Below are 22492 nucleotides of genomic sequence, written 5' to 3'. Positions count from 1 at the left end.
TTGCCGCAATGGATCTCGACGCCTGAGCGCGGCTAACTGTATCAGTGGTTGCCGAGGTCCCTAAAATCACCGCGCATTCCGCGCTCCTTCTCCATGAGCACCAAGCCCCTGGTGATCTCTCCGTCGATCCTGTCGGCTGATTTCTCCCGTCTCGGCGATGAAGTGAAGGCTGTGGATGAAGCCGGCGCGGACTGGATCCATGTGGACGTCATGGATGGACGCTTTGTCCCCAACATCACGATCGGACCCCTGATCGTTGAAGCCCTGCGTCCCGTGACTCAGAAGCCCCTCGACGTTCACCTGATGATCGTTGAGCCGGAAAAATACGTTCCCGATTTCGCCAAGGCCGGCGCCGACATCATCTCGGTTCAGGTGGAAGCTTGCCCTCATCTGCATCGCAACCTTGCCCAGATCAAAGATCTCGGCAAGATGGCTGGTGCTGTGCTGAACCCCAGCACCCCCCTGGACACGCTGGAGTACTGCCTCGAGCTCTGTGATCTGGTGCTGATCATGAGCGTGAACCCCGGCTTCGGTGGTCAGAGCTTCATCGAGAACCAGGTTCAGAAGATCCGCGACCTGCGCCGCATGTGCGACGAGCGGGGCCTGGATCCCTGGATCGAAGTAGATGGTGGCGTCAAAGCAGGCAATGCCTGGAAGGTGATCGAAGCCGGCGCCAACGCCATCGTGTCCGGTTCCGGTGTGTTCAACCAGCCGGACTACGCCGAAGCCATCAAGGGCATTCGCAACAGCAGCAGCAAGGAAGCTGTTCTGGTCTGAGTCGAACCCAGCACAGATGTTCTCGCAGCCCCGGCCTCAGCCGGGGCTTTTTTGATGCAGACCTCAGAGCAGAGCTAACAGAGCCACCAGCATCACCATCGCCAGGCCGATCAGCACAGCCGTCACCGACAGGCGCACATCCACCGGGCGATAGGCCGGACCGCATCTCCGGCAGCCACGGCGCTTGGCAAAAACCACAGCGCTGCAGCGCAGTGCGACGTCACCCTAAAAACCAGCCGTAGCTGTGCAGCCCGATGCCGAGAAGGTTCACACCGATGTAGCAAACTGCTATCACCACAAGGCCGGCCACAGCCACCAGGGCCGGACGACGCCCTTGCCAGCCGCGGCTGAGACGGGTGTGTAAATAGGACGCGTAGACCAACCAGCAGATCAGAGCCCAGGTCTCCTTTGGGTCCCAGCTCCAGTAGCTCCCCCACGCTTCATTGGCCCAAACCGCGCCACTGACGATGCCAACGGTGAGCATCAGAAAACCAACTGTGATCGTGCGGTAGCTGAGGCTGTCGAGCTGCTCCCCTGTGCTCAGGCGAATCGATTGCAACTGCAGCACGCCATCACTGCCGACGCGCATCGATTGCCGGAACCCACCACTGCCGATCGAGCTGCTGCGCAGCTCGAGGGCCTCACCCCTGTCGGTGAGCAGCACCGCTAACGACAGCAACGAGCCCACCAGCAAGGCTGCGTAGCTCACCATTATCACGCTCACATGCATCACAAGCCAGCTGGAGCGAAGGGCTGGCACCAAGGGTGCGGCGCTTTGCAGCTGATCCGGCAAAGCAAAACTGGCGAAGGCGATGCAGCCCAACCCCATCGGCGTGGCGGCTGCTGCCACGATCGGAGAAGGCCAGGAGCGCTCCACCAACAATTGGGTGAGGGTGCAGGCCCAGGCCAGAAAACAGAGGGATTCGTAGAGGTTGCTGATCGGGAAATGACCGGATTCCCACCAGCGCAGCACCAGCTGGGCTGTCAGCAACAGGTTGGCCAGCGCCACCAGCAGCTGAACGATGCCCGTTCGTGCCTGGGAGGAAACGGCCCAGAACGCCAGCGGCAGGGCCAGCAACAACAGCAGAAAAGCCCCGAACCCGAGGCCGGTCACAAGATCAAACGGAAGGGACTGCACCGAAAAGTGTCCTGATGGGATCAATTCTGCCGGGGGAGCTCAGCGACTGGCCTGACGCAGCAACAACGTGCCTGCCCCAAGGGAAATCAACACCGGCAGCCAGGCCGCCAAAAACGCCGGCAGAACGCCCTTCACCCCGAGGGAACTGAAGCTGAAGCTGAGGGCGTAGTAACCCAGGATCAGCAGGATGCTGATGCCGAACCCCTGGCTGCGACTCGTTCTCGAACCTGGCCGAGAGCCGAGACTGCTTCCGATCAAACCGAACACCACGCAGGCCATCGGGAAGGTGAACTTCTCCTGGATGCGCACCTGCAGCTTGCGGGCCGCCTTGAGATTGCCGGCTTCCGCTTCGATGCGTTCCGCCTCGATCGCCTCGGTGATGGTCATGTTGTTGGCATCGTCGGGTAAGCGAGCCACCTTGAGCGGCCCGGAACTCAAGGGGTAGAGGTACCGATCGAAATCGACGCGAGTGGTGCTGCCGTTGAGGTTGAGCGTGAGGATCTGACCGTCTCGAAATTCCCACTTCGCCTCGCCCTCATTCCAGAGAGCCCGCTCTGCCACCAGCATCTGGCGGAATCCTGCCCTTGAAAAATCCAGCACCGTCACATCCACCATCTCCCCCTTGTCGAAACGTCGGGAATAAAACAACTGCTTCAGCCCCCGGCCGCTGCGCTCGGAACCCGGTTCCGTCACCCGGCCGAAGCGCGAATAAATGATGTCCTTGCCCTTCTCCGTGGCCAGGGCTCGGCCCAGGGCCTTCTGGAGGGTCACCTCGGCCTGGGTGTTGGCTTGGGGAACGATCACATCGTTGAACAGCAACGTCATGCCCGTCAGCAGAGCTGACAACACAAGAGCAGGCACCACCAGACGCACGGTGCTGACCCCGACGCTGCGCAACGCCGTGAGTTCACTGTTTGCCGTCAGCTTGCTGTACGCCAGCAAGGTGGCAAACAAGGTGGCCATCGGAAAGGACAGCACCAGGAACCGCGGCAGGCTCAGAAGCATCACCTGTAATGCGGTCCAGGCCGGTAGACCGTCCTCCACCAGCCGGCGCACCAGCTCAAACATCACACCGATGGAGAGCCCCACCACCGTGAAAGCCGCCACTGCAAACAGCAGCGGCGCCAGGATTTCACCAACCAGCCAACGATCCAACAGAGGAATCCGGCGGCACCAGCGATTCAGAGCGGAGATCACAGCTGGAAGGCCTCCCCGAGGTAGTAGCGGCGCACCAGAGGGTCATCGGCCACGGTCTGGGATTGACCGCTGGCCAGAATCGCGCCGTCGTTGAGGATGTACGCGCGATCCGTGATCGCCAGGGTTTCCCGGACGTTGTGATCGGTGACCAGGATTCCCATTCCCCGAGAGCGCAGCCCCTGGATCAGATCCTGCAGATCAGCCACCGCAAGGGGGTCCACCCCTGCGAAGGGTTCATCCAGGAGCAGGTAGCAGGGGCCTTCGGCTCCCACGGCCAGGGCCCGGGCCACTTCACAGCGGCGTCGCTCGCCACCCGAAAGCTGGTATCCGCAGCGGTCAACAAACGCCACGAGATGAAAGTCCTCGATCAACTGGTCGCGGCGATCACGACGGTGTTGGGGACTGAGATCCGTCTGGTCAAGAGCGATCTCGAGATTCTGGCGAACCGTCAACTGACGGAAGACACTGGGCTCCTGCGGCAGATAACCAAGTCCAAGCCGAGCCCGTTTCGGCATCGACAGGGTCGACACCACCTGACCATCCAGGCTGATCACTCCGGCATCAGGGCGCAGCAACCCGATCACCAGATTGAACGTAGTGGTCTTACCAGCACCGTTGGGCCCCAGCAGACCGACCACCTCACCGGCCGACAGATCGAGGCTCACCTGGTTGACCAACTGCCGGCCACCGAGGCTGATGGACACCGTGTCCAGCGAGAGGCTCATGGTTCGGTGCCAGGCGACGGATCCTTCAAGGTCCACTGGCTGTACACCTGCTCCCCTTCCACGGGGATGGCCACAGCTCGATCCTCCTGCAGCAGGTAAACCACCTGATCCGCCCGCAGGGCATGACCGTCGTTCTGGACCACATCAACATCGCCACGGAGCACGATTCGCTCCTCTTTGGTGAAGTACTGCGCCTGACGGCTTGTGGCCACCACGCCACGGTTGGCATGCACAATACGAACGTTGCCGCTCGCGGTCACGACACCGGTGCTGTTGTCGGCGGACTGTTGGTCTGACTCGATGGTGATCAGACCATCACCACGGCTGTCCTCTGCAGCAATCGGCTCAACAGCAGCTGTGGCCAGCAGGAGTGGAAGCACCAGCAGAGCTGATCGGAGTCGACGCATCGCGGTGTAGACCTCGCGTTGAGACCAGGAATTGATGGACACTACCGGGGCTTCAGGGACTGGGATTCAGCACAGGGACAGTGCAGGACTCGGGATCTCCGTCTTGCTGCAGCTGCACCAGCCGCCTATGAACGCAGTGGCACAAGGCCAGAAGATCAAGGCCCAGATCTGGAGTGCCAGGTCGTTGCAAGCGGCCGAGAGCTTCGCCGAAGAGGATCGTTGCCCCGCGCTGGTTATCCCGCTGCAAGTGGAGCTGAGCGACGGCCACCTGCAGAAGTCCCTGCAGACAGCGTCGTTCCGGATCGGCGGTTTCGTGCCAGATCTCCTCCAACACGTCATGGGCGGCGTACCACTCCTGCGCATTGAACAAGCGGATGGCCTCCTGGAAGCGGGGATCCGCTTCAACCATCAGCGCTTGGCCATCTTCTTGGCCGGCAGCTTGCGCAGTCGAATGGATTCGGGTGTCACCTCGAGCATCTCATCGGGACCGATGTACTCCAGAGCCCGCTCAAGCGTCATCTGCACTGGTGCTTGAAGGGTATCGAGTTCCTCTGCACCGGCGGAACGCATGTTGGTGAGCTGCTTGGCCTTGCAGACGTTGATCTCCAGGTCCTGCGGGCGGTTGTTCTCACCGATGATCATGCCCTTGTACACCTTGGTGCCTGGCGAGATGAAGAACTGACCCCGGTCCTCGGCGTTCTTAAGGGCGTAGAAGGTGGCGGTGCCTTCCTCGAAGGCAATCAAGACTCCGTTCCGACGCGTGTCGAACTCGCCCAGCATCGGGCGGTATTCGAAGAAGGAATGGCTCATGATCCCTTCGCCGCGGGTGGTGCGGATGAACTCACCTCGGAAGCCGATCAGACCACGGGACGGAACGATGAATTCCAGCTGGGTCCGACCGTCCTGGCCGGTCTCCATGTTCTGCATTTCGCCCTTGCGGGTGCCCAGTTTTTCGATGCAGCCACCCACGGCCTCCTCAGGCACGTCCATCACCAGCGTCTCCACCGGTTCGCAGGGAGTGCCATCGATGGTGCGGAAGATCACCTGTGGCTGCGACACCTGGAACTCGTAGCCCTCGCGGCGCATGGTCTCGATCAGGATCCCCAGGTGCAGCTCGCCACGGCCACTGACGGCGAAGCGATCTGGTGAGTCGGTGTCTTCGACACGCAGGGCCACGTTAGTGAGCAGCTCCCGCTGGAGACGATCGCGCACCTGGCGACTGGTCACGAACTTGCCCTCCTTTCCGGCGAAGGGTGAGTCGTTGACCACAAAGGTCATCTGCAGGGTTGGCTCATCCACCTTGATCAACGGCAGAGCGGTGGGCTCATCCGGGCAGGCGATGGTCTCACCGATGTTGACGTCGTCAAAACCAGCCACGGCCACCAGATCACCGGCACTGGCCTCCTCGATCTCAACCCGCTGCAGGCCTTGGAATCCCAGCAGTTTGCTGATGCGGCCACGCTTGATGCTGCCGTCGTCCTTGATCAACGAAGCACTCTGGCCCTGCTTGATCACACCGTTATGAACACGGCCGATGATGATGCGTCCAAGGAAGTCGGAGTAATCAAGGGTGGTGATCTGAAGCTGCAGCGGCTTCTCCACATCACCGACCGGGGGCGGAACGTGACGCAGGATCGCGTCAAACAGCGGCTGCATGTTGTCGCTGTCCGTCTTCATGTCCGGCTTGGCGAATCCGCCGAGACCGCTTCCGAACAGGTAAGGGAAATCGCACTGGTCGTCATCGGCGCCGAGCTCGATGAACAGATCAAGCACCTTGTCCACAGCCGTCTCGGGATCCACCCGAGCACGGTCGATTTTGTTGACGAACACGATCGGGCGCAGACCCTGCTCCAGTGCCTTCTTCAGCACGAATCGCGTCTGGGGCATCGGCCCCTCGTTGGCGTCGACAATCAGCAGACAGCCATCCACCATTCCGAGCACCCGCTCCACTTCCCCGCCGAAGTCAGCGTGTCCTGGGGTGTCAACAATGTTGATGCGGGTGTCGTTGTAATCGACAGCCGTGTTTTTCGACAAAATGGTGATGCCGCGCTCACGCTCCAGATCGTTGGAGTCCATGACGCAAGTGGGCACCGCTTCGTTGTCGCGGAAAATGCCTGATTGCGCCAGCAGGGAATCAACCAGGGTCGTTTTGCCATGGTCAACGTGAGCGATGATCGCGATGTTGCGAATCGCCTTGTGCTGGGCGCTCATGCGGGTTGACCGTTTGAATTTGTGAAGAACGCCCAAAGGCGCAGGGCGAAAGGTTATCTCAACGTGAGATTTGACTGGTGCGTTCAGGACCCTTGACACGCAGGCTCCCCCGGGTCACGCCGAGTTGGTGATGGATCTGTTCCTGACTCCACACGTCCCGTGAGGCACGATGGCCCAGAAGCGCATCGGCGTAAAGCCTGACCCGATGCTGCGTCGACGCAGCATCCTCATCCAACAGCTCGAGGCGGACCTGACGGATGCCGATCTCAAGAAGTGCCGGCAGACCCTCCACACCGGTTTGTGCCGTGCCGTTGAACAGGGTGTTGCGACAGCCGAGATCAGCCCGCAATGGATGCTCAACGCCGCTGCGATCCCTGAGCTTGACGGTGTGCTGCTCACAAGGGCGACCGCAATCGGTGTGGTCATGCCCATCGGAAAGGAAGGCGCAGAACACGCAGTGGTCCATGTGAAACAGGGGCATGTGTTGATGGAGGGTCACCTCGATGCGTGAGGGGTCCACGCCAGCGGCCAGATCCAGCAACTGCTGCAGGTTGAGGTCGTAGCTCGCCGTTACCCGCTCCAGGCCCCAGTGCTCCAGATACCAGCTAGCGCTGAGGGGGTTGGCCGTGTTCAGAGAAAAGTCACCGACGCAGGGAGCCAAGGGGGTGAGGCGTTCCAATTGATCGGCATTACGCACCATGTAGCCGTCCGGACGGGCTCGAATCAACGGTTCCAGGCTCCAGGACTCATTGGGTCGGGTGATGCGGGCACCCGCCAGCCAGATCCCATCGGGCCAATGACCACGACCGATGGCAACCGCTTCCCGCAGATCGCGGGGCTGCTCCAGATCGGCCACCACGGACGCAATCGGCAGGTTGGTGAGTGGAATCAGCGCCTCCAGCTGCGCCAGGCTCCGCACCAGCACGACGAGTCCGGTTTGATCCGTTGAGGACTGGGGCGAGGGCTCTGGCAACAGCTGCCTCAAGACGGAGGGCACATCCACCGCGGAGCTCTGCAGGGGCCCTTGGGATGGCGTGAGGGCTGGTGGCTGCTGAAGCTGCTCCAGCAGCTCCCGGCGCATCCGATTCAGCTCCGCCACTGGCAGAAACAGATCTCCTTCCAAGTCCAGCTCCAGGCGTTCAAGAACCCGGCCGCTGCCACCGAGCCGTCCCAGCTGCTCCTCCAGACGATGGCGATCAAGAGAGCGTTGCTGAGCCGCCTGCAAGGGCATGCGGCTGGAGATTCGCGTTCCTCCCTCAATTGTTTCCAGCACCAGTGGCTGCTCCAGACGGCCCCGCACCCGAAGCTGCAGCCCGATGGATTGGCTGGCAGTCGGACGCTGGGCAGCCCGCTGCCAGTGGCTGTCCCAGGAGGGATCACTGGTGAGCCAGACCGACGCACCGGCCGTGAGATCGCGGAGGTTGAGACGACCCGGGCCAAGTTTCAGGCGAAGGCGCTCGCGGCCGAGCCGTTCCACCACCATCACCCGTCCCCCGACCTCCTCCGGAGGCTGAAGAGGCGATGTGGACCGTCGTTCCAACACCAAGCCCTGACCAGGTCGCAAGGACTCCCTGCTGCGGATCTGCAGCCAGCCACTGCGATCCACCTGCAAGAGCTGCCCCACCAATGGACCGCGCTTCTTGCTCCAACGGCCGTGGACCAGGCGGCGGTGGTTCATCCCTTGCAACCATCCGGTGGATAACCCCCGTGAAAAAGCAAGCTCCAACTGGCGCTGGGGGTCGTCCTGTTCAGCGGGGTTGAGGCTCCGATCGAGGCCACGGCGGTAGGCATCCGTGACGGCCGCCACGTAGGACGGGTCCTTCAGACGCCCTTCGATCTTGAGGCTGGCGATGCCGATCCGCTGCAGCTCGGGCAGCACAGGCCAGGCCGAAAGGTCCTGAGGCGACAGCAGGTAGCGCTGATCACCTAGGGGTCGGGGAACGCCATCGACGATCAATTCATAGGGGAGCCGGCAGGCCTGGGCACATTCACCGCGGTTGGCACTGCGCTGCCCCAGGGACTCACTGGTCAGGCACTGACCGGAATAAGCCACACACAAAGCACCGTGAACGAAGACTTCAAGGGGCATGGCCAGATGCCTGGCCTGCAACTGCCCCTGCAAGCGCTCAAGATCCGTCAGCGCGAGTTCCCGGGCCAAAACGACCCGTTCACAGCCCAATGCGGCCGCCTGCGCCACTCCAGCGGCACTGGTGATCGACATCTGCGTGGAGCCATGCAGCGCAAGATCCGGCACCAGGGTTCGAGCCAGACAACAAAGACCCACGTCCTGAACGATCAGCGCATCCACCCCGGCGGCCTGCGCCGCAAGCAGCAACGCAGCAGCGCGTTCCAGCTCATCGCTGAACACGAGCACGTTGAAGGTGAGGAACCCCCGCACCTGGCGCTCATGCAGCCAGGTCATCACCTCCACCAGTTCTTCGATGCGGAAGTTCTCAGCCCGCTGGCGGGCATTGAAGGCATCGACACCGAAATAAACAGCATCGGCACCGTTGGCGACGGCGGCCTTGAGGCAGTCCCAGTCACCGGCTGGGGAGAGCAGCTCAGGAATGGTCAAAGGCGTCGAGAGGTGAAGCGTCGGGCTGCCTCAAACTGACGCAATGCCGCGGCCGTGCCTTGAAAGCGCCAATGCCAGGGCTCATACATCACCCCCTGTTGATTCCCCCTGGGAAAGGAAAGAATGAAGTGGTAGCGTGCAGCGTTGTCCTGAAGCCAGCGAAAAGCTCTGGTCTGCTCAAAGCTCTGGGAAAGGTTGGTCTCGGGTGCCTCTCCATCACCAAGATCGACCGCATAGCCCGTGCTGTGCTCGGAGTACCCCGGTGGTGCCGACACCTGCGCCCGTTCCTCCGCCGACTGGTTCCGTTCCGACGCGATGTCGAAAAAGATCGACTCCTGCAATGACAGGGAGCGATAACCGCTTAAGAGACGGAGATCGACACCATCAGTCAGGCCGGCCTGCATCATCGCGTCCAGAGCATTCGCTGCATCCACGTGAAGCTCAATGCCGGGCTCGAAGCTGACGCGCTGATCAGGGGGAACTTCTTCGTAGGGGAAATGCCCCAGCAATCGCCCGTCCTCGTCTGGACGCTGCCGGAACCCCTCAATTTCCAACGACTGCGCCGGTTGCACCGGTGCTGTGCGGTTGGTCCCCAACAGCACCGTTGCACCGCCGGCAACCACCGCCACAACAGCGGCCAGACCGACAACGGGACCCGATCCACGACGGCGCTGCCGGGCTGCTCCGGCCCGACGGGCAACGGGAATGTCTCCGCTTGGATGGCGTCGCGCGGAGGAGGCCCGGGCCACTGGGCTGATGCGTGTTGTTTCGATCGTAAGGGCGGGTGCCAAGGGGGCCCACGTTGGCTATCAACTGAGTGGTAGCTTCAAAAAACAATCCAGCGGAGTTGGGCTGAGATGTTGCGTGTTGCGGTTATCGGCGGCGGTCCTAGCGGATCCTGCGCTGCCGAAATTCTTGCCAAAGCTGGAATCAAAACCTGGCTGTTTGAACGCAAGCTGGACAACGCCAAGCCATGTGGTGGTGCGATTCCTCTTTGCATGGTCGAGGAATTCGACCTGCCGGACGACATCATCGACCGCAAGGTCCGCAACATGAAAATGATTTCCCCTTCCAATCGGGAAGTGGATATCAAACTCGATCCCCTTGGTTACGACGACAACGCTTACATCGGCATGTGCCGCCGTGAGGTGTTTGACGCCTACCTGCGCAACCGTGCAGCTGACCTGGGCACCACGCTGGTGAATGGACTGGTGCAGAAAATCGACACCGGCAGCAACCGCCAGGGTCCGTACACGCTTCATTACGCCGATTACAGCGGCGGTGGGCCGACCGGTGACCAGAAAACCCTCGACGTGGATCTGATCATCGGCGCCGATGGGGCCAACTCCCGGGTCGCCAAGGCCATGGATGCCGGTGATTACAACGTGGCTATCGCCTTCCAGGAGCGGATCAAGCTGCCGGCTGAGGAGATGACGTACTACGAAGATCTGGCCGAGATGTATGTCGGCACCGACGTTTCACCTGACTTCTACGCCTGGGTCTTCCCCAAATACGACCACGTGGCCGTGGGCACCGGCACCATGCAGCAGAATCAGAGCCTAATCAAAGGTCTGCAGAAAGGCATCCGGGAGCGGGCCAACAAGCGCCTGTTCAAAGGCGAAGTGATCAAGGTCGAAGCCCATCCGATCCCCGAGCACCCCCGTCCTCGCCGTGTGGTCGGCCGCATGGCTCTTGTGGGTGACGCCGCCGGCTACGTCACCAAGAGTTCTGGTGAGGGCATCTACTTCGCCGCCAAGAGCGGGCGGATGTGCGCGGAGGCCATTGTTGAGATCTCCAAGAACGGCACGGTGATTCCCACCGAGAAGCAGATCAAGTCCACCTATCTCAAGCGGTGGGATCGCAAGTACGGGGCCACGTACGCCGTCCTCGATATCCTTCAGCGCATCTTCTACCGCAACGACGCAGCTCGGGAGGCTTTCGTCGAGATGTGCGATGACAAGGATGTTCAGAAGCTCACCTTCGACAGCTACCTCTACAAACGCGTGGTGCTGATGAATCCCTGGCAGCAGGTGAAGCTGACGCTCCGCACCCTCGGCAGCCTGCTGCGCGGTGAGGCACTGGCACCGTCGAACTACACCCCAGTGCCATCAGCAGTGGGTCGCTCCGATGGAGACTTCCTGGCGGAAGAAGCCGTTCAGGCCGTCAAGGCCCAGGCCAAACGCGAAGACAAAAAAGCCACCGTCAGCTGACGGTGGCCCTCCACGGCTGGATCACTGACGCTCGGCGGCCGCCTTGCTGGCGGCATCCTTGATCCGCTCGATACCTTTTTCCAGATTGCGACCGGGAGCCGTTTCCTTGCGGGTTGTTGACCAGACATTGATCGCGTAGATCGCTGCAGCCGCAATGATCAGAGCTGCGAAGATGGTGCCGATACCATTGCCGCCCTGCTTAATCACCACAGGGGTTTGAGGTGTCTGCTGTTGTTGAGGTGTGTTGATCTCTTCAGGTATGGGGATTGTGCATACCCGCACTGAATAGCTCGACACATTCAGGCTGACTGAAACAATGTCAGATCTGGATCAGATCGAACCGTGCAAGCACGCCAGCTTGATTGTGCAGCACCCCAAGAAGATTGAGCCTGTTTCGGCGTAGTTCGGGCTCATCCGCCATCACCATCACGCTGTCATCCCCATCAAAGAAGGCTTCCAGCACTGGGGTGGCCTGCACCAATGCCTCAGCCAGATCGCGATAGCGGCGTCCTGAGGCCAGAGGCTCGAGCTGCACGAGCACCTCGTACATTGCCGTTTCACTGGGAGACTCAAACCGCTCGGGTGACACCACCGCCGACACGTTGAGATCGGTCTCAACCAGATCACCCTTCTCCGCCAGCCGCGCAGCCCTCTGAACCACGGCTATCAATGCCGGCAACGCCTTCGATTGACGCAGGACATTCAGCAGGTCGAGCCGCTCGCGCACATCCATCGGGTCAGCCAGCAACCGCTCCGTCGTCACCGACTCTGCGGAGACCGCCTGGACAAGATCCGGCGCAAAGCCCTCGTCTTCCAGCTGGGAAACGATCCGCTGCCGCAGCAGCTGGCAAAGGTCCTGTTGGAGTGCTGAGCTGTCGATGGCGAACTCCGGGAACAGAGCAGTCCAGTCGTCCACCGCCGAGCCCAGGAAGCGGCTCAGATCGAGCCTCCAGCCACGGTCCCAGACGATCTGCAACAGGCCGTTGCCAGCGCGCCGCAGGGCATAGGGATCCGATGAACCACTGGGACGTTCACCCTTGGCAAAGATGCTCAACAGCAATTCCAGGCGTTCCGCCAGCGCCACCACGGCACCCGCATCACTGCTGGGAAGCTGATCACCTGCGCCGCGGGGCAGATAGTGCTCCACCACCGCCAGGGCGACCTCCTTGGGCTCCCCCTCCTCAAGCAGGTATTTGCCACCCATGAGTCCCTGGAGCTCAGGAAACTCACCGACCATCTGACTCACGAGATCGTGCTTGCAGAGATGGGCAGCTCGGATGGCCGCCTCGCCTTGACGCGCATCCAGGTTGAGCTGGTCCACCAACTGACGGGCAGTGCGCTCGATCCGCTGGCAGCGATCCAGCAGGCTGCCCAGCCCCTCGGCGAAGGTGACCCGATCCAGAGCCTCTCGACGCACACTGCTGGGCTGACGTCGGTCCACCGAGAGGAAGAACTCCGCATCCTCCAACCGAGCAGCAAGAACCCGTTCATTGCCTCGGGTGATCAGTGCATCCGCGGCCTCAAGACCATTGCCCACAAGCAGAAAGTCCCGTTGGAGAACCCCCGTGGCCTCCAATTGCAGCGGATCCGGTGTGACCTCGGGAACCTTCAGCGGCACATAGCGCTGATGGGCCTGCATCACGGTGATGATCACTTCCGGCGGCAGTGACAGAAACCGCTCAGCGATGGATCCCTGCAGCAGCCGCGGTGATTCAACGAGATCCACAAGCTCTTCAAACAGAGACTCTGGGCAATCCGGGAGACCGTTCAGCTGATTGGCTGAAGCATCGAGCAGAGATCGGATCAGGGCAGCCCGTTGCTGCCGATCAACGATCACGCCAGCCGCTGCGAGGGTGACGTCGTAAGCCTCTGCGGTGTCGATCGGCAGAGGTTGTTCACCATGCAGGCGATGGCCGCGACTGAAGCGATCACTGCGCACCGGCGGATCCGCACCGGGGATCTCCACCGGGATCAGATCGATACCCTTCAGGGCCAGCAGCCAGCGAATCGGTCGGCTGAAGCGTTGGCTTCCCGTTCCCCAGCGCATGAAGCGTCTGCCCTGAAGACCATTGATCCAGGCTGGGATATGTTCCTGCAGCAGATCAACGCTGTTCTGCCCCTCGGTCCGCACGCTTGCGAACACGCATTCGCCCTTGGGGGTATCGCGCACCTCGAGCTGCGACGGTTCCACACCGCAGCGTTTGGCGAAGCCGATCGCAGCCGGCCCCGGAACTCCATCCTTGAAGGCCTGGGCGACCGGAGGCCCTTTACGGTCTTCTTCGAGGTCCGGTTGGCGATCCGCCAAACCATGCACCCGAACCACCAAGCGTCGGGGAGTGCCCAACACCTGAACCGACTCGTGATCGAGACGGCTGTCCCGCAGATCACGACCCACACGCTCCTGCAGTTGATCAAGGGCCTGACGGGCGAAATCGGCCGGTAATTCCTCCGTGCCGATCTCCAGAAGAAAGGTTGAAGTCACGCCGCCAACACTGCCGATGGCGACTGTATTGGAACCCGTTTCGCTACGTTCAATTCATCAACACCGGAAGCGCGTGAGCGACGGGGCTGCAGCTGCACAACAGGAGACCGCAACCAGTCTTCCGAAAGCGGAACAACGCAAGCTGGACAGCGACTACCTGCGGGAGCCGCTGCTGAGCGAACTGGTGAATGATCTGCCCAATTTCAGCGAAGACGCTCTGCAGATCCTCAAGTTCCACGGCAGCTATCAGCAGGACGACCGCGATAAACGCGAGAAGGGGAAAGACAAGACCTGGCAGATGATGCTGCGGCTGCGCAGCCCCGGTGGCCGCATTCCGGCCCAGCTGTTTCTCGCCCTCGACGAGCTCTCCGACCGGCTGGGGGACGGCACCCTGCGGGCGACCACCCGGCAGGCCTTCCAGATGCACGGCATTCCCAAGGCCGACCTGAAAGAGGTGATCGGCACCATTGTTCGCAACCTGGGTTCCACCTTGGCGGCCTGTGGTGACATCAACCGCAACGTGATGGCCCCTGCGGCCCCGTTTGAAAAAGGTGGCTACCCCGCTGCACGGCGATTGGCCGACGAGATTGCCGATCTGCTGAGTCCGGAAGCGGCTGAAGGTTCTTATCTCGACCTCTGGGTGGACGGCGACCTCAGCTATCGCTTCAGCCCACCAGCCGCGGTTCGCCGGGCCCGCAAGCGCCAACTGGAGCCAGGCGTGTTCTCCGGCAGTGAGGCGGAACCGCTCTATGGCGACACCTATCTGCCCCGAAAATTCAAGGTGGCCGTCACCGTCCCCGGTGACAACTCGGTGGATCTGCTGACCCAGGACATCGGTCTGGTGGCCTTCACCGACCCCTCCGGCAATCTGCGGGGCTGCAACGTCTACGTGGGGGGCGGCATGGGCCGCACCCACAACAAAGAGGAAACGTTCGCGCGCATCGCCGATCCCCTCGGTTACGTGGACGCCGCTGACGTCTTTGATCTTCTCCAAGCAATCGTGGCGCTGCAGCGGGATCACGGCGATCGCCGGATCCGTCGTCATGCCCGCATGAAATATCTGCTGGAGGATCGCGGCATCGCCTGGTTCCGCAACGAACTCAAGGCGAACTACTTCTCCAGGCCGCTGAAGGGTCTCCGCAACGAAGCTAAACCCAAGTTGCTCGACTATCTGGGCTGGCACCGACAGAAGGCAGGCCTGTGGTTCGTCGGTCTGCCGCTTCTCTGTGGTCGGCTGAAGGGCACGATGAAGCAGGGCCTGCGCGCCATCGTCGACACCTACCAACTGGAGATCCGCCTCACGGCGAATCAGGACCTGCTGCTCTGCAACATCGGCACGGCCCAGCGGGCCACGATCAAGGCTGAGCTGGCGGCTCTCGGGTTCGATCTACCCGATGCTCCCCCGCCTCTTGCCCGCCATGCCATTGCCTGCCCGGCTCTGCCCACCTGCGGGCTGGCGATCACGGAATCGGAGCGCATCCTGCCCAGCGTTCTGGAGCGCCTCGATGCCCAGCTGCGTCGCCTCGAGATCGACAAATCGGTGTTGATCCGGATGACCGGATGTCCCAACGGCTGTGCACGCCCTTACATGGCGGAATTGGCCCTGGTGGGCAGCGGTGTGAATCAGTACCAGCTGTGGCTCGGCGGCAGTGCCAATTTGCAGCGGCTGGCCCAGCCCTTCCTGCAACGCATGCCTCTGGAGGAGCTCGAGCAGACCATCGAGCCTCTGCTGATCAGCTGGAAGCAAGCCGGCGGTCGCCGCAGCCTCGGCGATCACGTTGAAAAACTTGGCGATCAGGCGGTGAGTGAGCTGCTGGGTGCTACGGCATAGATCGCACAACCGGCAGCACTGCGCCAGGCCCAGAGCTGATCTCCGTGGCTGAAGTGCCACCACTCATTGGGGTGCTGAGCAAAACCTGCTGACTGCATCACAGACGCGAGAAGCTGCCGCCTCTGATGCCAGAGCGCCCCTTCCGAACCTGGCGCTGCAGCGGCGTAATGGTCAGGCTCTGAGATCACATCAACGGCGTCGATCTCGCCCCCCATGGCCAGTGGGGCTCCATCGCTTTGGCTGGCGAGAGTCAGATCCACGGCAGCACCGGTGCTGTGGGGAGGCGGTGTGGCAGGGTCGGGGCTCGGTGGCGCCCAGAAGCGACCGACCGCTTGACGCACAGCAGCGACTTGTTCGCGGTCAGCCAGATCGATGCCGCGTCGATTGATTTCAGCCGTCACCGCCTGCTCCACCATGTAGGCCTGAACGGCAAGCGGCCGCCAGGCATCAAAAATGGCCAGCCTTAGATCGGATTGCCTTGCCTGAAGGTCCCCTTGCGCTGCCAGGAGGCGATCCACCACACCGGAGCGCAACTGAAAGGGATCTGCGCCAGGGCCATAGGGAGCACCAGCCGCGACGTACGGGTGTGGTTCGAGTCGCAACAGGGTTGGCGGCAGCGCCACAAGGGGCTCCCCGTTGTCGTGAATCGGACGATCACTCCAGGGACGCATGGGCTTGCTGAAACCAACCAAGGTTGAACGGGTCAATTCAGAGGTGTTGCTCCGCTGAGCCGACGTTGCTGCTCCTGCAACATGGCCAGGAGAGCTTCATGCGCAGACAGATCCGGGTCCTGCTCCATCAGCTGTTGTGCCGCTGCCCGGGCATCCTCAAGCACCGCCCCATCATCAGCAAGGCTGGCCAATGCCAGATCGGGAAGGCCGGATTGTCGGGTTCCCAGCACCTGACCTGGCCCCCGCAGGCGCAGGTCCATCTCGGCGATCTCGAAGCCATCGTTGGAGCGCACCAGCACATCCAGGCGCTGACGGGCCAGGGGATTGGAACTGCCATTGATCAACAGGCAGTGGGAGGCGGCCGCCCCACGGCCGACCCTGCCGCGCAGCTGATGCAGCTGGGCCAATCCGAAACGTTCGGCGTGGTCGATCACCATCACGCTGGCCTCGGGCACATCCACGCCCACTTCCACCACCGTGGTGGACACGAGCACCTGGCTGCGGCCATCGGCAAAGTCCCGCAGCACCGACTGCTTATCCGCACTGTTCAGGCGGCCGTGCAACAAACCGACCGTCAGCTCCGGGAACACCTCCGAAGCCAGTTCAGCGTGAACCTCAACAGCTGATCGCAGTTCGAGTTTCTCGGATTCGTCCACCAGAGGCAAAACCACATAGGCCCTTTGGCCACGGGCCACCTCCTCACGGATCAGCTCGTAGGCCTGGGACCGCTGCGCTGCCGTGAGCATGGCGGTGCGGATGGGTGTCCGTCCTGGCGGGAGTTCGTCGATCTGACTCACGTCCAGGTCGCCATGGAGGGACAGGGCCAGGGTGCGGGGGATCGGGGTGGCGGTCATGGTGAGCAGGTGGGGTTGCAGACCCTTGTTGAGCAGTCGGTCCCGCTGGTGGACGCCGAAGCGGTGCTGCTCATCCACCACCACCAGTCCCAGGCGGGAAAACACCACCGGATCCTCCAGTAGGGCATGGGTCCCCACCAGAACCTTGAGGGAGCCGTTGGCCAGGTCATCGAGCAGCTGGCGCCGTTTGGTTTTTGGCGTCGCGCCGGTGAGCAACTCAACCGTCACGTGCAATGGAGGAAGCCAGCGGCAGAGGTTGCGGTGGTGTTGTTCGGCCAGAACCTCCGTCGGGGCCATCAAGGCGCCCTGCCAGCCGGAACTGATGGTGCTCAGCAGCGCCGCAATGGCCACGACGGTTTTACCGGAACCGACATCCCCCTGCACCAGCCGGGCCATCGGCTGGGAACGCTGCAGATCGGCCTCGATTTCGCCGAAGACCCGCTCCTGTGCCGCGGTGAAGGCAAAGGGCAGGGCAGCCAGAAAATGCCCCACAAGCCCATCACCGCGACGGATCAACTCGAGATGGGGACAAGGACGCTGGCTCAGGGTGCGTCGACGCCGCAGCAGACCGAGCTGCAACAGAAGGAATTCATCAAAGACCAGCCGCCGCCTGGCCTGATCCAACTGACTGGAATCATCCGGTGCATGAAGTCCTTGAAACGCGTCCGGCAGGCTGACCAACGACCAATGCCGGCGCTCGGTCTGGTTGAGGGGGTCAGGCCAGGCCCGTGCCAGGGGCAACACCTGGTCGATCAGTTGACGGAAGCGGTCTGCCGCAACCCCTTCCGTCAGGCCATAGACCGGCATCAGACGACCGATGTTGCGGGATCGCACCTCGGCGTTGCTGCTTTCCAGCACCTCAATCAACGGCTCCTGGAAGGTCACCCCATAGGGCCCCTCTTTGATCAGACCACTGACGGCCACCGTCGCCCCCTGGGGATACAGCCGCTGTTGCCCCTTGAGATAAGCCGGTGAGCTGAACCGTTTCCCGGCCAGAAACCGCGTCACCTTGATCCGACCGGTGGGGTCCTGGAGCTGCAGTTCCAGGATCGCCAGATTCGGATTGCGCGGACTGACGAAGCCGTTGCAGCGGCGAATGGTGGCCACGATCGTGGCCGTCTCTCCGACCACCAGGGCCTCGATGCGGCGGCGGGTGGCGTAGTCGACGTGGTCTCGCGGATAATGCTTCAGCAGGTCTCGCACCAGCAGCAGACCAATCGCCGCCAGACGCCCCGCCAACTTCGGTCCAACCCCTTGGAGCTGGGTCAACGGACTGTCAAGACCTAGCTCCCGACGAGGTGCTGATGCGGATGCCATCGCCAATCGCAACCGTGGCGGTGCCATGGGCGCTGATGGTTCGAGGCGGAGCCGCAGCTCATGCAGCCACTGAAGGGTATCGGTGACAAGCCTTCGGCGATCGCTTTCAGGTAACTCCCCGTAACCGACAAACCCCTGGTGCAAGCGCTGCAGGCGCGCCTCGACACCAGGGGGGTAGGGAAGTGGCGGGGGAGCTGCAAGCTGATGAACCAGAAAGCCGTCAAACCGTTGCTGACGGCCCTGCAGATTGTTGAACCCCGTCTCCCCCTCAAGCGAGAGAGCCTGCTGTAAAGGCTTCAGCCAACCCAGCAACTCACTGAGCTGCTCGCGGTTTAGTCCGCGGGGGTCTTGGGATCGGGAGGAGTCTGCCAAGGCGTCCGAGCTTTACGATCCAGGCAGCGACGCTCCCAATGGCGTTGCTGCCGAACCATTTTGAGCAGTTCCTGGTGCTGGTCGCGCAAGCGACGTCGACAACGTCGCAGGCGATAGCTGTCGAATTCCAGCTCACTGCTGCGCACAAGCACACAGAGAACATCCATTCCCGGACCGAGATCGCCCATGGTGAGGGGCAGCTGAAGTCTCAACAGATTGGAGGGGGAAGCCTGTGTTTCCGTCTGGCCGTTCAGCACAGCCTCCAGCAGATTCACCGGCAACAGAGCCTGGGCCAGACCGGAACGCAGAAGTTGAACATTCACCGCATGGGAGAGATTCCGAAGCCGACGCGACAAGGCCAGATCCATCGCATCCATCCACTGCAGCAACGCGACCGGCATGGTCGGCAGCAGGTTGTCCTGACCATCGTCTGCATTTGCTGCACTGGACCGTCCGACCAAGGAACCAGCACCGGCGGACTGCTCAAGAGCTTCGCCTGCCAGCTCAAACAATGACCGGAGCACGTCAAGGTCTCCATGAATGGCCCCATCACCGGAATCGCTTGAGGGCTGCGGCTCAGGCTGTGGAGTCGGCTCAGGAGGCGATTGACGCCGAGAGGGAGATTCAGTCGGAACCTTGATTCCAAAGCGCTGGGGTTGATCGAGGGGCGGCGCCATGCTCAGCTCCACTGAGCCTCCGGATGCCCCAGGCGGACGGTCACTTAATTGAGAGCTGGGCTCACTCTGCTGTTGCTGAGCGGCCTGTTGCAGCCCCTGAAGCATCTGACGGCTGGCCCTGGCTTGATGCCGCAGCTGCTCTTGCTGGATCTGATCAGCCAGATGCATCTGCTGTTCGACCGTCAGCAGCACCGAGCAGCGGTTGATCAGATTGTCGATCGCGGCGTGAAAGCGGGTTCTCTGCCCCTCCGATAGTCGATTGAAACGGAGTGGATCCGTCTCCGACATCAAAGAGAACAAGGCCTGACGCACCGCAGGCCCGAGCTCATACCGCAGAACCTGGAGGTAGAGCGCCTGTTCGCGATAGACAGCAATGGACCGAAGCCGGCACAACCGTCCCAGGCGTGCCAGCTGTTCATCGGGGTTGTAGGCGGACGACGGGTCCGAAATGGGCACCTGGATCAGCCAGCAGCCTTCATGGAGGCGACTTCTGCAGCGAAATCGGACTCCTCCACCTCGATGCCCTCGCCAAGGGTGTAGCGGGTGAAGCGACGCACCTGCACGTTTTCACCGATTTTGCCGGCGGTCTGCTTGACCAGCTCAGCCACCGTGATCGAGCTGTCCTTGATGAAGGGTTGCTCCATCAGAGCGAGCTCCTTCAGGCGCTTTCCGATCCGACCTTCAACGATCTTCACCTTCATCTGCTCCGGCTTGCCATCCAGGTCATCGCGACCCATCTCAATGGCCTTCTCCCGCTCCCGAATTTCATCAGGGATGTCATCGGTGGTGACGTATTCCACGTTGGGGCAAGCCGCCACCTGCATCGAGACATCCCGCAGCAGCTCCTGGAACATGTCGCCACGGGCAACAAAGTCGGTCTCGCAGTTGATTTCGATCAGCACACCAACCCGGGAACCGGTGTGGATGTAGCTGCTGATGGCGCCTTCGGCGGCCGTGCGGCCAGACTTCTTCTCGGCGCTGGCGATGCCTTTCTGTCGCAGCCACTCGACCGCCTTGTTGGCGTCACCGTCAGTAGCCGCAAGGGCCTTCTTGCAATCCATCATTCCCGCGCCGGTCTTGTCGCGCAGGTCTTTGACAAGCTTGGCGGATACGGCTGCCATCGGTCGTAGGAGTCGGGGAAGGGAACATGTCACCGCCGGCCCACAAGCGCAGGTCGGCGGCGTGAACTTAGCGTTTCGAAGAGCCTCAGCCTTCGGCGTCGTCGCCGCCGCGCTGCTCATTGTTGCCGTGTCGGCCCTCGTTGATGGCATCGGCGAGACGCCCCAACACCAGTTGCACCGAACGCACAGCGTCGTCGTTGCAGGGGATGGGCACCTCACAGAGGTCCGGATCGCAGTTGGTGTCGAGCATGGACACCAGAGGAATGTCCAGTTTGCGCGCTTCCAGGACGGCGTTGGACTCGCGGCGCTGGTCCACCAGCACCACCACATCGGGGAGACGACGCATCGTCTTCAGACCCCCCAGATATTTCTGAAGCCGTTCCAGTTCCCGGCGCAGCACAGCACCCTCCTTCTTGGGGCGCATCGCGATGGCACCGCTGGACTCCATCCGCTCCAGATCCTTGAGGCGGTCGATCCGGGCCTTCATGGTGGTCCAGTTGGTGAGCATGCCGCCCAGCCAGCGCTGGTTCACGTAGGCGGCTCCGCAGCGAGCTGCCTCGAGAGCAACCACTTCAGAGGCCTGCTTCTTGGTGCCGACAAACAGAAAACGTTTGCCGCTGCGGGCAGCGGAACGGGTCCACTTGTAGGCGTTGTTCATGCAGACGGCGGTCTGCACGAGATCGATGATGTGAACACCATTGCGCGCGCAGTAGATGTAGCGCGACATTTTGGGGTTCCAACGACGGGTTTGGTGCCCGAAGTGGGCACCCGCCTCCATCATTTCGGCGAGGGTGACAACAGCCATGGTTTGAGGGTTTCGGGTTCGCCTCCACCTGCCAGGGATGGACACATCTCAGCCCGAGGGCATTGATCGGTGTCGCATGCACCCGAAACGGGCAAGTGTGCGGTGTGAAAGAGCCTATTGACGGTATCAAAAGGCCGATCAGCGCAAGCCAGCCAGACGAGCCTCTTGAAACAGAGCACGCACCCCGATCCGGTTGAGGGGAAGCCGCAGCAATTCCATGGCCGTGCCGGAGTAGCCATGACGAATCAACCAACGCAGCAGGGGCCGCAGGCTGTGCTCATTGATCAGCCCCCCGAGGGTGAGCAGCTCCCACAGCAGGCGATGCAGCCAAGTGAATTGGATGATGAACCGCACGCGGCGCGTCGGATGTTTGCGGAAGAACACCAGACCCATCCGTGCTCGTTCCCCTTCCACCTCAATCAGTCGCGGGATTTGATCGAGGGTCAGGGCTGGATGCCAGTGGTACCCCACGGCAGCAGGGCACTTGATCAGCTGCACCCCCATGCGGCGCAACCGCTCGCCCAGTTCAAGGTCTTCCCAGCCGTAGAGGCGGAATCCGGTATCGAACAATCCGGCACGCTGCAGCACCTCCTTGGCGATGGCGACATTTCCGGTCGCGAAATAAGCCCATGAGAGATCCCGCAGCTTGTGGCGTTCAGCCGTGGGCTGTTCGAAATTGGCTGTGTTGACAACGGCGCCATAGGTAAAGCAAAGGCGATCACCACGCGCTTCCCAGCTGCGAACAAGGCTGCTGGCATGACAGGACAGAAAGCTGTCCGTGACCACCAGGTCACTGTCGATGAAGACGATGACATCGCCATGTGCGTGATCGACGCCGCGATTCCGCCCCTCAGCAGGGCCGCCATGGGACTGCTCAATCAACCGCACATGAGGGAAACGCTCCGCCGCCCCACGCAACCAATCCGGGGTTCCATCGGTGGATCCGTCATCCACCAACACCACCTCATAACGATCAATCTCTCGACACGCCTGCTGACGCTCAAGTGCCAGCAGACACTTCTCAAGGATCGGCCGGCGGTTGTAGGTCGGGATGACGACGCTGACGAACATCGCGGCAACCGGAAGGGTGGAATGGCTCAGCCTAAAAGCAACAAAAAGGGG

The 22492-nt window shown here is 61.8% G+C and carries 20 protein-coding genes; 3 read left to right on the top strand and 17 right to left on the bottom strand.

What is annotated here, in order from left to right; all coding sequences use genetic code 11:
* Positions 1 to 93 precede the first annotated feature (93 nt).
* Positions 94 to 777 (top strand): ribulose-phosphate 3-epimerase, encoded by a 684-nt coding sequence (rpe, locus tag SynA1524_RS05535; RefSeq protein WP_186499296.1) that lies wholly within the window; start codon positions 94 to 96, stop codon positions 775 to 777.
* A 63-nt stretch (positions 778 to 840) separates the two neighbouring features.
* Here the strand turns inward: rpe and SynA1524_RS12995 are convergent, their stop codons facing one another.
* The 9 genes from SynA1524_RS12995 to SynA1524_RS05495 are packed head-to-tail and all read right to left on the bottom strand — an operon-like array spanning position 841 to position 9821.
* Entirely contained in the window at positions 841 to 975 is a 135-nt protein-coding gene (locus SynA1524_RS12995) for a hypothetical protein (protein ID WP_286188702.1), read from the bottom strand.
* 22 nt (positions 976 to 997) lie between these two features.
* Positions 998 to 1915: a c-type cytochrome biogenesis protein CcsB gene (gene ccsB / locus SynA1524_RS05530; protein WP_186499295.1), complete on the bottom strand. Its 918-nt coding sequence runs from the start codon at positions 1913 to 1915 to the stop codon at positions 998 to 1000.
* A 39-nt stretch (positions 1916 to 1954) separates the two neighbouring features.
* Positions 1955 to 3112 (bottom strand): LptF/LptG family permease, encoded by a 1158-nt coding sequence (locus SynA1524_RS05525; protein WP_186499294.1) that lies wholly within the window; start codon positions 3110 to 3112, stop codon positions 1955 to 1957.
* Complete coding sequence (gene lptB / locus SynA1524_RS05520) at positions 3109 to 3837, bottom strand: LPS export ABC transporter ATP-binding protein (RefSeq protein ID WP_186499293.1); 729 nt, start codon at positions 3835 to 3837, stop codon at positions 3109 to 3111. The genes SynA1524_RS05525 and lptB overlap by 4 nt, the downstream gene beginning before the upstream one ends.
* Entirely contained in the window at positions 3834 to 4286 is a 453-nt protein-coding gene (locus SynA1524_RS05515; protein WP_186499292.1) for an LptA/OstA family protein, read from the bottom strand. The genes lptB and SynA1524_RS05515 overlap by 4 nt, the downstream gene beginning before the upstream one ends.
* Before the next feature lie 10 nt (positions 4287 to 4296).
* Entirely contained in the window at positions 4297 to 4653 is a 357-nt protein-coding gene (locus tag SynA1524_RS05510) for a DUF309 domain-containing protein (protein WP_186499291.1), read from the bottom strand.
* Complete coding sequence (gene typA / locus SynA1524_RS05505) at positions 4653 to 6455, bottom strand: translational GTPase TypA (protein ID WP_186499290.1); 1803 nt, start codon at positions 6453 to 6455, stop codon at positions 4653 to 4655. Before typA ends, SynA1524_RS05510 begins: the two co-directional genes overlap by 1 nt.
* Positions 6456 to 6513: 58 nt before the next feature.
* On the bottom strand, positions 6514 to 9030 hold the full coding sequence (locus SynA1524_RS05500; RefSeq protein ID WP_186499289.1) for a peptidase U32 family protein: 2517 nt from the start codon (positions 9028 to 9030) through the stop codon (positions 6514 to 6516).
* Positions 9027 to 9821, bottom strand: a complete 795-nt coding sequence (locus SynA1524_RS05495) for a M15 family metallopeptidase (protein WP_502707911.1) — start codon at positions 9819 to 9821, stop codon at positions 9027 to 9029. Before SynA1524_RS05495 ends, SynA1524_RS05500 begins: the two co-directional genes overlap by 4 nt.
* 66 nt (positions 9822 to 9887) lie before the next feature.
* On the opposite strand from SynA1524_RS05495, the gene chlP reads away from it, so the two are divergent.
* Complete coding sequence (gene chlP, locus SynA1524_RS05490; RefSeq protein ID WP_186499288.1) at positions 9888 to 11240, top strand: geranylgeranyl reductase; 1353 nt, start codon at positions 9888 to 9890, stop codon at positions 11238 to 11240.
* Positions 11241 to 11261: 21 nt separating this feature from the next.
* On the opposite strand, the gene SynA1524_RS05485 is transcribed toward chlP, so the two are convergent.
* Complete coding sequence (locus SynA1524_RS05485) at positions 11262 to 11537, bottom strand: hypothetical protein (protein WP_286188701.1); 276 nt, start codon at positions 11535 to 11537, stop codon at positions 11262 to 11264.
* 22 nt (positions 11538 to 11559) lie between these two features.
* Positions 11560 to 13722, bottom strand: coding sequence for a glycine--tRNA ligase subunit beta (gene glyS / locus SynA1524_RS05480; RefSeq protein ID WP_186499287.1), 2163 nt, complete (start codon positions 13720 to 13722; stop codon positions 11560 to 11562).
* 73 nt (positions 13723 to 13795) lie between these two features.
* Between glyS and SynA1524_RS05475 the strand changes: the two genes are divergently transcribed.
* Positions 13796 to 15553, top strand: a complete 1758-nt coding sequence (locus tag SynA1524_RS05475) for an NADPH-dependent assimilatory sulfite reductase hemoprotein subunit (RefSeq protein ID WP_186499286.1) — start codon at positions 13796 to 13798, stop codon at positions 15551 to 15553.
* On the opposite strand, the gene SynA1524_RS05470 is transcribed toward SynA1524_RS05475, so the two are convergent.
* The 6 genes from SynA1524_RS05470 to SynA1524_RS05445 all read right to left on the bottom strand — a co-directional run bounded on the left by SynA1524_RS05470 (position 15517) and on the right by SynA1524_RS05445 (position 22441).
* Positions 15517 to 16224, bottom strand: coding sequence for a M15 family metallopeptidase (locus SynA1524_RS05470; protein WP_186499528.1), 708 nt, complete (start codon positions 16222 to 16224; stop codon positions 15517 to 15519). The two genes, SynA1524_RS05475 and SynA1524_RS05470, sit on opposite strands and share 37 nt — an antisense overlap.
* 32 nt (positions 16225 to 16256) lie before the next feature.
* Entirely contained in the window at positions 16257 to 18767 is a 2511-nt protein-coding gene (gene recG, locus SynA1524_RS05465) for an ATP-dependent DNA helicase RecG (protein WP_186499285.1), read from the bottom strand.
* Positions 18728 to 19900 (bottom strand): hypothetical protein, encoded by a 1173-nt coding sequence (locus SynA1524_RS05460; RefSeq protein WP_186499284.1) that lies wholly within the window; start codon positions 19898 to 19900, stop codon positions 18728 to 18730. The genes recG and SynA1524_RS05460 overlap by 40 nt, the downstream gene beginning before the upstream one ends.
* A gap of 5 nt (positions 19901 to 19905) precedes the next feature.
* Positions 19906 to 20565, bottom strand: a complete 660-nt coding sequence (gene tsf, locus SynA1524_RS05455; protein ID WP_186499283.1) for a translation elongation factor Ts — start codon at positions 20563 to 20565, stop codon at positions 19906 to 19908.
* An 85-nt stretch (positions 20566 to 20650) separates the two neighbouring features.
* Positions 20651 to 21370: a 30S ribosomal protein S2 gene (gene rpsB / locus SynA1524_RS05450; protein WP_186499282.1), complete on the bottom strand. Its 720-nt coding sequence runs from the start codon at positions 21368 to 21370 to the stop codon at positions 20651 to 20653.
* Positions 21371 to 21508: 138 nt separating this feature from the next.
* Positions 21509 to 22441 (bottom strand): glycosyltransferase family 2 protein, encoded by a 933-nt coding sequence (locus tag SynA1524_RS05445; RefSeq protein ID WP_186499281.1) that lies wholly within the window; start codon positions 22439 to 22441, stop codon positions 21509 to 21511.
* Positions 22442 to 22492: the final 51 nt, after the last annotated feature.

It is taken from the genome of Synechococcus sp. A15-24 (assembly GCF_014280195.1).
Taxonomy (GTDB): Bacteria; Cyanobacteriota; Cyanobacteriia; order PCC-6307; family Cyanobiaceae; genus Parasynechococcus.
Note: the sequence above shows the minus strand (reverse complement) of the source record. Positions and strands in the feature narration are given on the sequence as shown.

Coding starts and splice junctions, on each gene's coding strand:
- rpe (WP_186499296.1), top strand. CDS start 94: ATGAGCACCAAGCCCCTGGTGATCTCTCCGTCGATCCTGTCGGCTGAT.
- lptB (WP_186499293.1), bottom strand. CDS start 3,837: ATGAGCCTCTCGCTGGACACGGTGTCCATCAGCCTCGGTGGCCGGCAG.
- SynA1524_RS05510 (WP_186499291.1), bottom strand. CDS start 4,653: ATGGTTGAAGCGGATCCCCGCTTCCAGGAGGCCATCCGCTTGTTCAAT.
- typA (WP_186499290.1), bottom strand. CDS start 6,455: ATGAGCGCCCAGCACAAGGCGATTCGCAACATCGCGATCATCGCTCAC.
- chlP (WP_186499288.1), top strand. CDS start 9,888: ATGTTGCGTGTTGCGGTTATCGGCGGCGGTCCTAGCGGATCCTGCGCT.
- SynA1524_RS05470 (WP_186499528.1), bottom strand. CDS start 16,224: ATGCGTCCCTGGAGTGATCGTCCGATTCACGACAACGGGGAGCCCCTT.
- tsf (WP_186499283.1), bottom strand. CDS start 20,565: ATGGCAGCCGTATCCGCCAAGCTTGTCAAAGACCTGCGCGACAAGACC.
- rpsB (WP_186499282.1), bottom strand. CDS start 21,370: ATGGCTGTTGTCACCCTCGCCGAAATGATGGAGGCGGGTGCCCACTTC.
- SynA1524_RS05445 (WP_186499281.1), bottom strand. CDS start 22,441: ATGTTCGTCAGCGTCGTCATCCCGACCTACAACCGCCGGCCGATCCTT.